Raw genomic sequence first — 15,352 nt, 5'->3', positions numbered from 1 at the left:
ACCTCCGGCGGGGGCGCCCTTGCGTCCGGCCCCCTTCCCGTCCTCGGCCGACGCCCACCCCTCCCTTCCGCTTCTGCCCGGATTACCCCGCTTGTCCGGGCAACACCCCGACCAGAGTCCCGCCAAACTCGCCCTCTGCCCGGATTACCCCGCTTGTCCGGCCAAGCCCCCGACCGAATCCCCGCCAAGCGCGCCCCCTGCCCGGACAACCCCGCTTGTCCGGGCAGGGGGCAGTGTGCGGCGCAGCCTGTGGGCCGGGGCGTGGGAAAGGCGGCAAAGTGCGCTATATGGCAACGTGTCATATACATTTCGCCGAGGCTGTGCCATACTGTGGGAAGTTCAAACTACGGCCAGGGGGGGGCGTGTGCTGGGGGAGCTTGCCATAGTCTATCTGTTCTTGGGCGGCGCCGGCGCCGGTGCCTTGCTGGTGTGCGCCCTGGTGGATTTGCTGTGGCTGCATGAGCCTTTCGGCATTGAGCGAACGGCGCGAGGCCTTTCCCATTGGCCAGTAGAGCGGCTGCTGGGGCTGGCGCTTCTCGCCGGTTGGCTGATGGTAGCCTGCGGCGTGGTGTGCCTCGCCTTTGATCTGGGGCGCATCGACCGGCTGATAAGCCTGCTCATTTCCCCGCCGGTGTCGCTGATGAATTGGGGCGCATGGGGTCTGGCCCTGCTGTTGGCAGTGGGTGGCGCCTTGGTTGCGGTGCGCTTTTTGTGTCTGCCGTGGGCGGCCTGCGGGCTGGTGACGGCCCTGGAGGTGCTCGCCGCAGCGCTGGCGCTTTTCGTGGTGGCCTACACCGGCTTTCTGCTGCAAGCTTTGGCCGGTGTGCGCTTTTGGGGCCTCTGGCCGGTGGTGTTGCTATTCGTGCTCTCGGCGCTTTCCTGTGGCATTGCTGTGCCGCTTCTTCTGTGCGCGGTGGTGCCTTCCGATGAAGTTGTGGAAAGCCTGTCCGGCGGATTGCTGCGGGTTGATTTCGCCGTAATTGTCACCGAATCCCTTACGGCGGCCGTGCTGGTGGCAGTGGCCGCTGCAAGCGATCATCCGGGCATCCAGACGTCTTTGTCTCTGCTGCTGCGGGGCGACGCCGCCCTGTGGTGGTGGGCTTTCGCAGCTTGCGGCCTGGTGATTCCGGCTGCGGTGGAGCTGCTGGCCCTGTGCTCTTCATCTGGGGAAACGGCCCGTCGTGCCGCTCTGTGTGCGGCCGCTGTCATCTTGGCCGGAGGGGTTTCCCTGCGCATCGCCATCGTGGACGCCGGTGCATTCCGGGCGCTTGAACTGGGCGCATCGCCGCAAGGTGAGGCTGTGGCCCCGGTAGCTCCTGGCCCGGACAGCTCTGGCGAAGGCGCCGCCGATTACGAACCCAAACCTGCCGACGCGTTTCCGTTTAGCCTACAATAGAGAAAGGGGGTAGCATGCTCAGACGAAGGGAAGAAGCCGCCATGCCCAAGCAGAATGCGAAAAACAAGCTCACGGAATTGTTCCAGCTGGACGACGCCAGCAGCATTCCCATTTGGCTGCAGCTGAAAAATCGCTTCACGTACCTCATCACTTCCGGCTACTACCTGCCCGGCGATCAGCTTCCCACTGTGCGTGGCCTGGCCGCTGACATCGAAATCAACTACAACACGGTGAGCAAGGTGTACCAAAGCCTGGAAGAGGACGGTTTCATCGTGTCGAAACGGCGCCAAGGGGCGTTCGTGTGCGACGTGTCCGACAAGCCGGGCGTAGATGTTTCGGTGACGGCGGAAATTGTGACGACGGAGTACTTACAGCGCTGCCAGGAGCTGGGCATGTCGCTGGAGGATGTGGAAGTGCGCTTTGCCGCCAGCATCAAGCAGGCGAAGCTGAAGCGTGATAGGGAAGCGAGGGCCGCGCATGCGGGGGATCAGAAGACGGGCCGAGGACGGGTCATCGAGTTCAACCCGGCAGGGGAGGATGCCGGCGGCGCAAAGGCCGGCGCAGGCGCTTAATCGCACCAGCCGCAACGGCGCCGTGGTGTTCACGGCGGTGTTGTTCGTGGTGGCCACGGCCGCGGGTTGCGGCATTGCGGCGGCGGTGGCGGGCGAAGTGAACCTGCCGGTGCTGCTTGTTGCCTTGGCCTGCGGGCTTTTGGCGGCCACCTCCATCCACCTTACCATGGACTGGGAAAAGGCCGTGGTCATGCGCTTCGGCGCCTTCAATCGCACGGCGGGCCCCGGCCTGGTGTTCACCATCCCCGTCGTTGAGTTCTATTCGGTGCGCATCGACCAGCGCGTGATCGCCACCTATTTCGGTGCCGAGGAAACCCTCACCTCCGACCTGGTGCCGCTCAACGTTGACGCGGTTATTTTCTGGATGGTGTTCTCGCCGCAGAAGGCCGCCACCGAGGTGGAGGACTACGCTTCGGCGGTGGCGTGGATGGCCCAGGCCACCTTGCGCAAGGCTATCGGCCGTGCCACGCTGGGGGAGGTGGCCACCCGTCGCGACCAGCTGGATACCGAACTGAAGGAAGCTCTGGAGGAAAAGCTGGATGGATGGGGCATCAACGTGATGGATGTGGAAGTGCGCGATATTGTGGTGCCCAAAGAACTGCAGCAGGCCATGGCGGCCGAGGCCATCGCCACCCGCGAGCGCAATGCCCGTATGATTATGGCCGAAGCCGAGGCGGACATCTCCGACATGCTGCGCGACGCGTCCGGCAATTACGCTGACGATCCGGAGGCGCTGCGGCTGCGCACCATGCACCTGGCCTACGAGAGCGTGAAGCAATCGGGCGGCACACTGGTGATTCCCAGTGCCTTCAGCGAAGGCTTCACTGGCGACGTGGCCGAAGCCGCCGCCAAGGTCGCCGCGAAATAGGCGGGCTGCAGCTGCCTTAGAGCATCATGAATAGCTTGGCCAGCGCCCAGCCGATGAATCCGCAGCAGGGGAAGGTGAGCAGCCATGCTGTCACCATGTGCTTGGCAATGCCCCAGTTCACGCGTTTGAAACTCTTCGATGCTCCCACACCCATGATGGCGGCGGTGGAGCAGTGCGACGTGGACACCGGCATGCCGGTAATGGAGGCCACGAACAGCGTGATGACGGTGGAAGCAGACGCGGCCACCCCCTGGTACTTCTCAAGGGAAACCATGTCCATGGCCACCGATTTGATGATGCGCTTACCCCCCAGAAGCGTGCCCAGCGAAATAGCGGCCGAGCACAGTACCATCAGCCATAGGGGGAAGTTGGTCTCGCCGCTGGTTTCCATGCCGAAGGCCAGCGCGATGCCCAGAAGGCCGATGGACATGAACTTCTGGCCGTCTTGCGCGCCGTGTAGAAACGACAGGGCGCAGGCGCAGATGTCTTGCAGCACCACGCACACCATGTTGGCGCGGCGGCGATTGGCGCGGGCGAACAGCGCCTCGATGAGCTTGGTCACCACGATGCCCAGCACAAATCCAGCCACCAGTGAAAATGCCATGCCGTAAATCACCAGCATCCATTCGCTGAACACCACGCCGGTCAAGCCGTTGAGGGCAATGGCACCGCCGGTGACGCCGGCGATCAGCGAGTGCGACTTCGACGCGGGAATGCCGCGGAGCCAGCAGAATACGCCCCAGCCAATGGAGCCGATCATGGCCGCCACCAGGGCTAGCAGTGCTTGATGGGTGTTGCCGGAGAAATTCACCATATTGAACATGGTGTGGGCCACGGCGGTGGAGATGTAGGTCATGCCCACTAGCCCCACGAAATTGAAGATGGCTGCCAGCGCCAGGGCCGCGCCCGGTTTCAGGCATCGAGTGGAAACGGCGGAGGCGATAGCGTTGGGGGCGTCGGTGGCGCCAGAGATGATGGTGACGCCGATGACCAGAGCCAAAATGACAACCAGGACGGGATGAGCACTCGCCTGTGAAAGAAATACCGAAAGGGTTAGTCCCATGCCTATAGCCTAGCTTCGATGAGATTGGTCCAAATTACGAGCCGCTTTATTCTAGCGCAAGCGGCTGGAACGCAAGCGAGCGACCGGTTTCGATTTATATGCACTCTTGAATGACGGCGCCTCTGACCAAAGTTGCGAAAACGTGTATGACTGAGCGCGGTTTATCAACTTTGGTGGGGGTTTTCTGTGGGGTGAAGATGCGCGAGCTGCGGTTTTGCTGGAGGGTGCCTCATTTCGCCTACCAAAACCGCCAAAATGCGCCGATACGCCTACCAAAACCGCCAAAACGTGCTTGGCTGCGCACGGTTTGCCGACTTTGGCAGGAAGAGGGCGGCGGGGTGCGGTCGAAGCGCAGGGGAGGGCGACGGAGTGTGACAGGCGACGGGCGACGGGGATAACGTCAGGTTTTCCGTCTGCCCTCTTTTCTGGAGGGCCTTTCTTGAAAGTCTGACGCTACCCCCGTCGCCCCCCCCCTGTCATGGTTCGCCATCGTGCCCGTTACGCTGTCATTTAACAAATTACCAGTTCAGAATACGATTTTCCCTTCTGTCATAGTTTGTCATACAAAAACGCTTGACGGGGGGGGGGTTCTATGACAAGATATGACAAGCGAATCCGGCCGGTTCGATTATTTTGTAGGAGAGCCCATTGCCCGTGGGACAACCGATGCGCCGCGCGAGCAGCACGTCTGAGGGGAATGGGACGCAAGGGGAGAGTGGGAAGAGCCGAACGCGAGAGGGGCCCGGCGCAGCCGAAGGCCCGGTGAAACGGCGCTTTCCGTCTTCTTGACCAGGAGGAGGAGAGATGACGGATCAGACAACCCCGAAATCTGGACTCACGCGCCGCAGCTTTTTGAAGGCGGCGGGCGCAACCACGGTGGCCACGGCCGCCGGTGCCATCGGATTCGGCGGTTTGGCCATTGCCGAGGATTACGCCCCCGGCCAGCCCGACGAGGAAACCATCTTCTGCGGCGTGTGCCGCGGCAACTGCTCGGGCACTTGCAAGCTGAACCTGCACGTGCGCGACAACAAAATCGTGAAAACTTCCAAGCGCCCGTTCAATTCGTTCCCCGATGGCAGCATCGACCGCATTTGCCTGCGCGGCCTCAGCCATCCGTACAACATTTACGGCCCCAATCGCGTGCAGTACCCCATGAAGCGCGTGGGCGAACGCGGCAGCGGCGAATGGGAGCGCATCAGCTGGGAAGAGGCCATCAAGTACATCACCGACGAGTGGAAGCGCATTCAGGCGGAGTACGGCGAGCAGGCCATCGCCTACACCCGCGGCTCCGGCAACATGGGCGCCATCAGCGGCGTTGCATCTCCCATGTACAACGTGTTCTTCAACAAAATCAACGCCAGCATGATCAAGATCGCCCGCGACCAGGCCAACACCCGCGGCATCAACCGCGTGGTGGGCAACCTGGGCGACTGGGTGCTGAACGACCCCTCCGACTTCAAGAACGCGAAAACCCTGTTCGTGTGGGGCGCCAACATCACCGACGCCCAACTTCACGACTGGCACCATGTGGCCGACGCCCAGGACGCCGGCACCAAGCTGGTGGTGATCGACCCCATCATGACCCAGCTGGCGGCCCGCGCCGACAAGTGGGTGCCGGTGAAGCCCGCTACCGACGCGGCGCTGGCGCTCTCCATGATGTACGTGATGGTGGACGAGGACGCGGTGAACAAGCCCTTCCTGCGCGACCACACTTGCGCTCCTTTCCTGGTGCGCTCCGACACCGGCAAGTTCCTGCGCATGAGCGATCTGGGTGTGGAGCCTGAGGTGATCGAAGTGGCGGCCGGCCAAGTGTCCGCCGCTTCCAGCGAGAACAAGGGCGCCAAGGTGAACGCCGCCAAAACCGTGACCAAGGTGTTGGACCATCCAGCGGTGCTGGACGCCGACGGCACGGTGAAGAGCCTGGTGGAAGCCACCGACCCGCAGCTTTCCGGCACTTACGACTTCAACGGCGTGCCCTGCTCCACCGCCTACGATCTGCTGGTGGAAGACATCATGCAGTACCCGCCCGAGAAGGCCCAGGACATCTGCGACGTGCCCGCCGAGACCATCGTCGAGCTGGCGCACCTGGCGCTTGACGGCCCCTGCATCCACCGCTTGGGCTGGGGCTCCAACTCCTACACCAACGGCGTGCACGCCGCCCATGCCAACATCACCATGGCCGCCCTCACCGGCCAGATTGGCTACTCGGGCGCCGGCACCGGCGTGGGCGACTTCAAGGCCTGCTGGGGCATCAACGCGGTGGTGAAGGGCATGACCGCGGCGAAGTACCCCATGATTTCGGCCCTGGCGCTGCCGGAGATCATGCGCACCGACAAGTGGAAGGGCGAGGACTACCCCATCCGCTCGCTGTACGTGTACGCTGGCAACCCGGTTTCCAACCAGGTGAACACCAACGAGTACGTGAACGACGTCATCGGCAACATGGACCTGTACGTGGTGGCCGACTACTGCTTCACCGACACCACCAAGTATGCCGACATCGTGTTGCCCGCGGCGCACTGGTTCGAGCAGCAGGACCTGGTGGTCATCTCCGCCACCCAGTGCTTCATCCACAGCGAGAAGGCCATCGACCCGCTGTACGAGTCGAAGAGCGACTTCGAGATTCTGAAGTTGCTGGCCGCTGGCATGGGCTACCCCGACCTGATCGACCTCGCCGAAGACGAGTACATGTCGCAGGTGGTGGACACCCCATCGCTTACCGCGCTGGGCATCACCTACGAGAAGATCAAAGAGAACGAGGACATGTACTGGTACCCGGAAAAGCCGTGGATTCCCTGGCAGAACGCCAGCTTCCGCACCGAATCGGGTCGTATGGAGTTCTACGTGGAGAACCCCACCGTGCAGTTCGATGTGGGCCAGACCTTCGACGAAGAGCGCGAACGGTTGCCTCGCTACATCAACCCCACAGAGGCTTACGAGGGCAGCCCCACCTGGGACAAGTACAAGCTGATTCTGCTGTCCGAGCGCCCGCGCTTCCGCGTGCACTCCATGTGGTCGGACAACGCCTACCTGCGCGAGCTTGACCCCGAGCCCACCATCAAGATGAACCCGGCCGACGCCGAGGCCCGCGGCATCGCCGACGGCGACTACGTGGAGGTGTACAACGACCGCGGTCATTGCGTGGCGAAGGCGGTGTACAACAACGGCATCCGCCCCGGGTGCATGGTGTACCCCAAGAGCTGGCAGTCGCACCAGCACAAAGCCGGCTGCTGGTCGGAGCTGCTTACCTCCGAGTACGACCCGGTAGGCGTGAACGAGAGCTACTTCGACAACCTGGTTGAAGTGCGTGTCTGGAATGAGGAGTAGTGTCATGGCTGATAAAAAGCTGGTAATGCTGGTTGACACCAAGCGCTGCATTGGCTGCAACTCCTGCGCGGTGGCCTGCAAGATAGAGAACAACCTGCCCAAGAATATCTGGTGGAACCGCATCATGACGGTGGGCGGCGACAATTTGGATTCGCCGGAAGGGGAGTACCCCAACCTGAAGATGCATAACATCACCGTGGCCTGCCAGCACTGCGAGAACCCCGCGTGCGTGAAGGTGTGCCCGGTGGGGGCCACCTACAAGGACCCGGAGACCGGCGTGGTGCGCCAGGACTACGACAAGTGCATCGGCTGCCGCATGTGCATGAGCGCCTGCCCTTACACTGGCGTGCGCAATTTCAACTGGGAAGAACCCGCCTATCACCTGGATTTCGCCGTGGGCGACGCCGACGTGGCGCCCCACGAGAAGCATACGGTGGAGAAGTGCACCTTCTGCTGGCATCGTTTGGCCAAGGGCCTGCAGCCGGCCTGCGTGGAGGTGTGCTCGGCCCGGGCGCGGCACTTTGGCGACGCGAACGACCCCGACTCGGCGGTGTCGGCCATCCTGCGCACCCGCAGTCACGAGCAGCTGCTGCCCGACGAGGGCACCGATCCCAACGTGTACTTCCTTGTTTAGTTCTGCCGTTCTGGCGAACGTCGGAACTACTCGGCGCTGCGGCGCACTGTGGCCACCCGCCCTTGCCCTTCAGGCCTTTCCCTCACGTGCCAAAGCACGCTCGGCCGACCTTCGGGGCAATTGCGAGCGCCACAGCGCCCCTCGCTCGCCTGCTTAGACCTGCAAGGCTGTTTTTTCGTAGGGCAGAGATTCTATCTCTGCCTGGGCAGCGCGGGGTATGGGCCCCGCGGGGCCTGGATGATTCGCAACTCTTCTTAAGGAGAAACTTATGTCTGATACAACTGCGGCGGTTGCCGCGAAGGCTCCTGCCAAAAAGGGCGGTGCCGGCCTTAACATCGCCATCGGCGCGAGCGCGGTGGTCACCGCCATCGGCATCGCCCTCTGGGCCGTGCAGATGTCCGGCGGCATGGTGCAGACCGCCATGCGCAACCTCGATTCCTGGGGCCTCTACATTACGTCCTTCATGTTCTTCGTGGGCCTGTCGGCCGGCGGCCTGATCATCTCGTCGGTGCCCAAGGCCTTCGGGCTCAAGGGCTTCGGCGGCATCTCCAAGGTGGCCGTGATGACCTCCATCGCCGCCACCGTGGCTGCCATCGGCCTCGTCGTGGTGGACATGGGCCAGCCCTTCCGGGTGTGGGAGCTGTTCGTCTACTCCAACCTGGGGTCGCCGCTCATGTGGGACATCATCGTGCTCATGGTGTACCTGATCCTCTCCTGCGTGTACCTCTGGGCCCAGATCGCCGCCGAGAAGGGCAAGGTCTCCCACGCCGCCCTGCGCGTCATCTCCGTGGTGGCCCTCGTGTGCGCCGTCACGGTGCACTCCGTGACCGCCTGGATCTTCGGCCTGCAGCAGTCCCACGAGATGTGGCACACGGCGCTGCTGGCCCCCTGGTTCGTGAGCTCGGCGCTGGTGTGCGGCACCGGCCTCGTGATCTGCGCGGCGGTCGCCCTGCGGGCCGCGGGCTACCTCACCTGGGAGCAGGCCGACCTGGTGAAGCTCGCGAAGCTCCTGGCCGTGTTCCTCTTGGTGGACCTGTACTTCTTCGGCTGCGACCTCCTCACCGAGGGCTTCCCGGCCGCCTCCGGCGCCGAGATCGTGGCCATGTTGGTGTCCGGCCCGCTGGCCCCCTTCTTCTGGGGCGAAGTGGTGCTCTCCGTGCTCGCGGTCGTCATCTGCGTGGTGCCCTCCCTGCGCACCACGCCCATGATGGTGGCGGCCGGCCTCTTCGCCATCGCCGCCATCTTCTGCAAGCGCGTGCAGCTGCTGGTGGGCGGCTTCCAGGTGCCCAACCTGGACTACCCCGCGGCCATGACCCCCTTCACCGTCACCGACTGGCAGGGCAACATGGCGACTGCCTACCAGGGACTCGTCTACTGGCCCACCCCGCTGGAGTTCGGCATTGCCCTGGGAGTGGTCGCCCTCGGCTTCCTGGTCTTCTTCCTGGGCCTCAAGCTCCTGCCCCTGAAGCCCGCCGACGAGCAGTAGCCCGCACCCGCCCGATGCCGGAGGGGCGGCCGGCCCGATGACCTCGACGTCCCCCTGACACGCGTAACCCGCCGTCACGTTGCGGGCCACCCCTCCGGCCCGCGCCCATTTGTTCCCACGTGGGAGGCCAATTCTCCGCTTCCCCTTGGGCGGCCCCGCACCACTCCCCGGTGCGGGGCCTTTTCATTCTGTGCGCGGTCTAAAGAGGAGGGGCTAGCCGACCACTCGGTAGCTTCGAATGCGTTGCTTCACAAGGCGGGGCTCAAGCAGGCCGACCTGAGCCAGTTCCGCGCTCCAATTGATAATGGTCCGGTTTGTCACGCCCATTTCGCGAGCCATGGAGACGGGGGTGAATTCCTCCACGGAATGCTCGGTAAGCCTTTCGTAAAAGGCGCGGGCTTTGGGCGAAGCATGGGAAAGGGAGGCGAGCGTTTGGCTGTTGGCGGCGTCGGCGGCAATTTCGCTTGTGCGTTGCGCGTAAAGCGTCACCATGCGCAGGAAGTACTCGATCCAGATCTCCGGATGGGGAGGGTTCTCTCGACCTTCGTAAAACAATGCGGGAAGCCCCATCTGGAGCGCCACATAGTATTCGTTTACATCGTAGGCGAAGTATTCTTCCAGGGATCCGATGCCGCCAAAGCTGTAGCCAGACAAGTCAAGCCAATATCCGGACAGCAGCCGCGCTGTTCGTCCATTGCCGTCTTCGAACGGATGGATGGTCGCAATCTGATAATGGATGACTGCCGCCTTCACCAGTGGATGATCGTCGGAAGCTTCCACATATGCGAACAATTCGTTCAGGAGGGGGAGAATGTCCGAGGCTTCGGGAGGGATATATTCGGGAGCTCCCGTTGCGCTGTCGTACACGGCGAAGAGCACGCCCGGGGGCATGGGTCCGCGCAATCCGATCTTTTCGCTGCTTGCTCCGGCTATTACGGCTTGCTGCACTTCGAGAAGCAGCTCCATCGACGGCGATGTGCGTTGTTCGAGGTGGGCATCGAGGATTTCCAGCGCCCGGTAATAGTTTCGCACCTCCTCCTCGGGCTTGAGGAAATGGCGGTGCTCGTCTTCGATGGCGCGGTTGGCCTGTTCTTCGGTGAGGGGGTTCCCTTCGATTTTTGCCGAGGAGTAGGAGGATTTCTTGCGGGAGTTTTTTCGCAGGCGGCTGGAAATACGGGGCGGCACGCGATCTCCCTGAAAGCCCCCTCGGCATTGCTCGATGGCGAGGGGGCTTTCCAGTATCTTGTTGGTAATCCGAGCGGTAATCACGGAGCCCTCCTCGATAGTGAAATCTGTATTTCACTATTATTTCACTATTCTAGAAGCGAGACAAGGGCGAGCCCCGCGGCGTTTTCGAGTCGCGCGACCCGTGCGGTACAATGGGCGGCAAATTGCGAGGTTCTCAACGGGCCGGCGAGGTGGCCGACAAGGATAGGGTGATGGAATGGTTCGCGTGCTGTTCGTTTGCCACGGCAACATCTGCCGCTCCACCATGGCGGAGTTCGTGCTGAAGGACATGGTGGCCAAGCGCGGGCTTTCGGGGCAGTTTCACATCGAATCGGCGGCCACCAGCACCGAAGAGCTGGGGAACCCGGTGTACCCAGGCACGCAGCGGGTGCTTCGGGCTCATGGCATCGGCGGTTTCGAGGGCAAGCGGGCCCGGCAGCTGCGCCGCGCCGACTGCAATGATTTCGACCTGATCATCGGCATGGACGAGGCCAACATGCGCAACATGGGCCGTATGCTGGGCGGCGACGCGCAGGGGAAGCTGCACAAGCTTCTGGAGTTCGCCGGCAGCGCTCGCGATGTGGCCGACCCCTGGTACACCGGCGATTTCGACACCACTTACGAGGACGTGTGCGGCGGCTGCGAGGGGCTGCTGAATTTCCTGGGGGCAAGCGGCCGCTAGGGGTGGCTTGCCGAATCCGTTGACAGGCGATGCTCCGGGTGTAGCGCAATCCGAGGCCGTTGATGATGTCGTTGATATCATCAACGATTGGGGGCACCATGGCAGACCTTCTCATGCACGGCATCGGGAACGACACGAAGCGGAGGCTCGAAGGTGCGGCAGAACTGTCTTGTCATATATTGTCATAGATTTTTCTTGACAACATATGACAGAGTATGACAGACTGGCCCCATAAGAAATCCGGCCGATTCTTATGTTTTGTCGGAGAATCTATTCGGGCGAGCGCCGGGGAGTGACGCGATTTAGTCCGGGTAGGACAACAGGGGAGAAGGGGAGCGGAAGAAGAGGGGCGCCTGGCTAGCTACCGGCGGCATGAATCTTGCGTTTCTCCCCGAAAAGGAGAATAAATGACGGATTTGAAAAGCCCGAAACCGGGCATCTCTCGTCGTAGCTTCCTCAAGGCTACCGGCGCCGCCGCCGGAGCAGCCGCCCTCGCCGGCGGAGGCACACTCACTGCGCTGGCGGAAGGGGGGGTGCAATCCCAAGGCGGAGACAAGATTGGTTATAGTGTGTGTCGTGGCAACTGCGGCAGCCGCTGCCCCATGAAAGTGGAGGTGCGCGAAGGCAAAGTTGTGCGCACGTCTGCTGCCGTGCTGGAAGAGCAGGACAACGCTGACCAACGACGCATCTGCGTGAAAGGTCTCACCCAGCCGCAGCGCGTGTACGACCCTGACCGCATCAAGTACCCGATGCGCCGCGTGGAGGGCACCGAGCGCGGCGAGGGCCAGTGGGAGCGCGTCAGCTGGGATGACGCCATGGACGAAGTGGCTTCGAAGATGAAGGCGGCCTTCGACAATTACGGGCCCACTTCGGTTGCGTTGTGGAACTCGTTTGCCTGCACCGGCCTGGTGAATGGCTCGGGCAAGGGCTCGGTATCCTATGGGCGCTTCCTGTCCCGGACTGGCGCCACCATTCTGGGCCCCGGCGCCGACTATGCGCAGATGTACCTGTTCTACGGTGCCCTCACCCTCATTTTCGGCAACTCCGGCCCCGACGTCCCCAATGCGAGAACCATCTTCGTGTGGGGCGCCAGTCCGACCGACGCCTATGTTCAGGACTGGCAATTCGTATGCCGGGCCCGTGAAGGAGGCACGAAGCTCATCACTATCGACCCGCAGTTCACGGCGGCTGCGGCAAAGTCCGATTTGTACGTGCCCATTCGGCCCGGTACTGACGGCGCGATGATGCTTGCTATGGCCAACTACATCATCGACAACGGCCTCATGAACGAGGCCCACATGAAGACGGTCACGGTTTCCCCCTACCTCATCAAGGAAGACGGCCAGTACGCGCATCTGAGCGATGCCGGCGTAGCGCCCGTGGAGATGGCGAACCCCCTCACCGGCGAACCTATGCTGGTAGACCCATTCCTGGTGTGGGACAACGCAACGGGTACCTATGCGGCCGCCGATGCGGCAGCTGACCCAGCCCTTGAGGGCAGCTATGAAGTGAACGGCATACCGGTGCGCACCGTGTTCGACCTTACGAAGGAGAAAATCAAGGAGTACACCCCTGCCGTGGCCGCGGAGATTTGCGACGTGCCGCAGGAGACCATCGAGGAGCTCGCTCGCGTCTACGCTACTGAGGGCCCGGTGTACATACATACCAACCAGGGGCTCGGCCACCACGTGAACTCGCACCACAATTACAAGAACTTGGTGCTATTGGCCTCCATGACGGGCAACATCGGCGTCCCCGGCGGCAGCCTGGGCCACGCCAGCTTGGGTTTCCGCTCGTTCCCCTATAACCCAGCGCCCATGGTGGCGGGAGATGCTCAGAACCTGGATATCTGCGGTATGTACCTCCCCGATATCATGGAAACTAAGAAGTGGGGCGATCAGCCGCTGGACATCCAGTTCCTGTGGATGGCGAACGGAAACATGCTGTGCAACGAGTCCGGTCGCCTGGAACTGATCGAGGCCGTGAAGAAGGTGCCCTTTGTCGTGTGCGTGGACTGCACCATGACCGACAGTGCCAACTACGCCGATATCATTCTGCCAGTGCCCCATGCCTTCGAGGTGGAGGACATCGCCAGCCTACCCTTCGTACCTTATTTCCCCTATCAGCCGCGCTTGGTGGAGCCCCTGTACGAGTGCCGCACCGACTTCGCCATTCTGGTGGACTTGGCGAATCGCATGGGCATAACCGATTTGTACGACAAGACCGAGGAAGAGTACCTGCACGAGTTGCTGGACACCGAGGCCAATGTGGCCAATGGTGCGTCCTATAACGACCTGAAAGAGAAGATGCTGGTACGTCTGTACGACACCAGTGCGGTGCCCGATGTGGACACCACGTTCATGTTCACTGCTCCTGGCCGGCTGTCCTACTACATGGACAACCCCATGCCCCGCAACTACGTGGGTCAGGAAATCGCCGAGTTCGAGCGTTACCCCTACTACACCCATGCCAACGAGGCCTACTGGGAGAACCCGATGCGCGACAAGTACCCGCTGTTCGGCCTGGGCCAGCATGAGAAGTACCATGTGCACTCGCAAATTGCCTTCACACCATGGCTGCGCGAAATCGAACCCGAGCCCATGCTGAAGATCAACAGCAAGGACGCCGAGGCTCGCGGCATCTCCCAAGGTGACTACGTACGCGCCTACAACGACCACGGTTCGGTGGTACTGCGCGCGAAGGTGACGCCGGGCATCAAAGAAGGCGTGGTATCGATTCCGCACGGATGGCGCGCCGACCAGTTCAAAGAAGGGCATGCCCAGGACCTGACCAACCGTTTCATGAACGATTTCTGCTCGAACAGCGCGTTCTACGACTTCCTGTGTGAAGTGGAGCGTTACGAAGGGAGCGTGGAATAAATGGCTCGCTACGGAATGGCTATCGACACCAAGCGCTGCGTGGGCTGCAACGCCTGCACCATTGCTTGCAAATCTACGAACAATATACCCGAGGGCATCTTTTGGACACGCGTGCTTACCGATGGGGGCGACGTCCCGGATGTGCCACGAGAAACCGAGATGGGCTTATTTATGAATTACCTGCCCATGGGATGCCAGCACTGCGAGAACCCCGCCTGTGTGAAGGTGTGCCCGGTGGGTGCCACTTATAAGGACCCAGAGACCGGCGTGGTGCGCCAGGACTATGGCAAGTGCATCGGATGCCGCATGTGCATGGCCGCCTGCCCGTACACCGGGGTTCGTTCTTTCACTTGGGAGGAACCGTCCTATGCCATTGGCTTTGCTACTGGCGACATCGAGGTTCCCAAACATGAGAAGCACGTGGTAGAGAAATGTACATTCTGCTATCAGCGCATTACGAAGGGGGAAGACCCTGCGTGCATGGAATTGTGTCCTCCGCGTGCGCGTTTCTGGGGCGACTTGGACGACCCGCACTCCGATGTATCCAAGCTGATCGCCTCGCGTTCTTGCAAGCAGTTGCTGGTAGAAGAGGGCACCAAGCCCTCCGTGTACTACCTGGTGTAGAAAGGATGACTGCCATGACTAACCTCGAAAACGTCGGCGTCATCGACGACGACTTCGCCCCCGCCGGCGCCCGCGCCGCGGCGAAGGGCCGCGGGCTGAACGTCGCCATCGGCGCGAGCGCGGTGGTCGCCGCCATCGGCGTCGCCCTCTGGGCCGCGCAGATGTCCGGCGGCATGGTGCAGACCGCCATGCGCAACCTGGACTCCTGGGGCCTCTACATCACCATGTTCATGTTCTTCGTCGGCCTGTCCGCCGGCGGCCTGATCATCTCTTCCGTTCCCAAGGCCTTCGGGCTCAAGGGCTTCGGCGGCATCTCCAAGGTGGCCGTGATGACCTCCATCGCCGCCACCGTGGCTGCCATCGGCCTCGTCGTGGTGGACATGGGCCAGCCCTTCCGGGTGTGGGAGCTGTTCGTGTACTCCAACCTGGGCAGCCCGCTCATGTGGGACATCATCGTGCTCATGGTGTACCTCATCCTCTCCTGCGTCTACCTCTGGGCCCAGATCGCCGCTGAAAAGGGCAAGGTGTCCCACACCGCCCTGCGCGTCATCTCCGTGGTGGCGCTCGTCTGCGCCGTGCTCGTCCACTCCGTGA

12 protein-coding genes are annotated in these 15,352 nt (G+C 62.2%); 10 read left to right on the top strand and 2 right to left on the bottom strand.

The features are described from left to right. Positions 1–364: 364 nt before the first annotated feature. The 3 genes from nrfD (DMP11_RS09735) to DMP11_RS09725 are packed head-to-tail and all read left to right on the top strand — an operon-like array spanning position 365 to position 2,836. Positions 365–1,396: an NrfD/PsrC family molybdoenzyme membrane anchor subunit gene (gene nrfD, locus DMP11_RS09735; protein ID WP_161555361.1), complete on the top strand. Its 1,032-nt coding sequence runs from the start codon at positions 365–367 to the stop codon at positions 1,394–1,396. A 14-nt stretch (positions 1,397–1,410) separates the two neighbouring features. Then, positions 1,411–1,968 (top strand): GntR family transcriptional regulator, encoded by a 558-nt coding sequence (locus DMP11_RS09730; protein ID WP_214647041.1) that lies wholly within the window; start codon positions 1,411–1,413, stop codon positions 1,966–1,968. After that, positions 1,934–2,836, top strand: coding sequence for a slipin family protein (locus tag DMP11_RS09725; protein ID WP_214647042.1), 903 nt, complete (start codon positions 1,934–1,936; stop codon positions 2,834–2,836). The genes DMP11_RS09730 and DMP11_RS09725 overlap by 35 nt, the downstream gene beginning before the upstream one ends. Before the next feature lie 16 nt (positions 2,837–2,852). Here DMP11_RS09725 and DMP11_RS09720 read toward each other — a convergent pair whose 3' ends face one another. After that, entirely contained in the window at positions 2,853–3,899 is a 1,047-nt protein-coding gene (locus tag DMP11_RS09720) for an inorganic phosphate transporter (protein WP_123186290.1), read from the bottom strand. Between the two features lie 804 nt (positions 3,900–4,703). Between DMP11_RS09720 and DMP11_RS09715 the strand changes: the two genes are divergently transcribed. From DMP11_RS09715 to nrfD (DMP11_RS09705), 3 genes are all read left to right on the top strand, one after another. Continuing rightward, positions 4,704–7,226: a molybdopterin-containing oxidoreductase family protein gene (locus DMP11_RS09715; protein WP_123186289.1), complete on the top strand. Its 2,523-nt coding sequence runs from the start codon at positions 4,704–4,706 to the stop codon at positions 7,224–7,226. Between the two features lie 4 nt (positions 7,227–7,230). Next, positions 7,231–7,860, top strand: a complete 630-nt coding sequence (locus DMP11_RS09710; RefSeq protein WP_123186288.1) for a 4Fe-4S dicluster domain-containing protein — start codon at positions 7,231–7,233, stop codon at positions 7,858–7,860. A 268-nt stretch (positions 7,861–8,128) separates the two neighbouring features. Then, positions 8,129–9,346 carry an NrfD/PsrC family molybdoenzyme membrane anchor subunit gene (nrfD, locus tag DMP11_RS09705; protein WP_123186287.1) on the top strand — a complete coding sequence of 406 codons (1,218 nt, stop codon included), beginning with the start codon at positions 8,129–8,131 and terminating at the stop codon, positions 9,344–9,346. Positions 9,347–9,559: 213 nt separating this feature from the next. Here the strand turns inward: nrfD (DMP11_RS09705) and DMP11_RS09700 are convergent, their stop codons facing one another. Continuing rightward, positions 9,560–10,615, bottom strand: a complete 1,056-nt coding sequence (locus DMP11_RS09700; protein WP_123186286.1) for a Fic family protein — start codon at positions 10,613–10,615, stop codon at positions 9,560–9,562. A gap of 175 nt (positions 10,616–10,790) precedes the next feature. Here DMP11_RS09700 and DMP11_RS09695 point away from each other — a divergent pair, with 175 nt between their 5' ends. From DMP11_RS09695 to nrfD (DMP11_RS09680), 4 genes are all read left to right on the top strand, one after another. Then, positions 10,791–11,255 (top strand): low molecular weight protein-tyrosine-phosphatase, encoded by a 465-nt coding sequence (locus DMP11_RS09695; protein ID WP_123186285.1) that lies wholly within the window; start codon positions 10,791–10,793, stop codon positions 11,253–11,255. Positions 11,256–11,662: 407 nt separating this feature from the next. Beyond that, positions 11,663–14,134, top strand: a complete 2,472-nt coding sequence (locus DMP11_RS09690) for a molybdopterin-containing oxidoreductase family protein (protein ID WP_123186284.1) — start codon at positions 11,663–11,665, stop codon at positions 14,132–14,134. Next, positions 14,135–14,758, top strand: a complete 624-nt coding sequence (locus DMP11_RS09685; protein ID WP_123186283.1) for a 4Fe-4S dicluster domain-containing protein — start codon at positions 14,135–14,137, stop codon at positions 14,756–14,758. It abuts the gene before it with no gap. Between the two features lie 14 nt (positions 14,759–14,772). Continuing rightward, on the top strand, positions 14,773–15,352 hold a 580-nt coding region (nrfD, locus tag DMP11_RS09680), incomplete at its 3' end, for an NrfD/PsrC family molybdoenzyme membrane anchor subunit (RefSeq protein WP_161555360.1).

Origin of the sequence: Parvibacter caecicola, from assembly GCF_003725335.1 — a bacterium.
Classification (GTDB): domain Bacteria; phylum Actinomycetota; class Coriobacteriia; order Coriobacteriales; family Eggerthellaceae; genus Parvibacter; species Parvibacter caecicola.
Note: the sequence above shows the minus strand (reverse complement) of the source record. Positions and strands in the feature narration are given on the sequence as shown.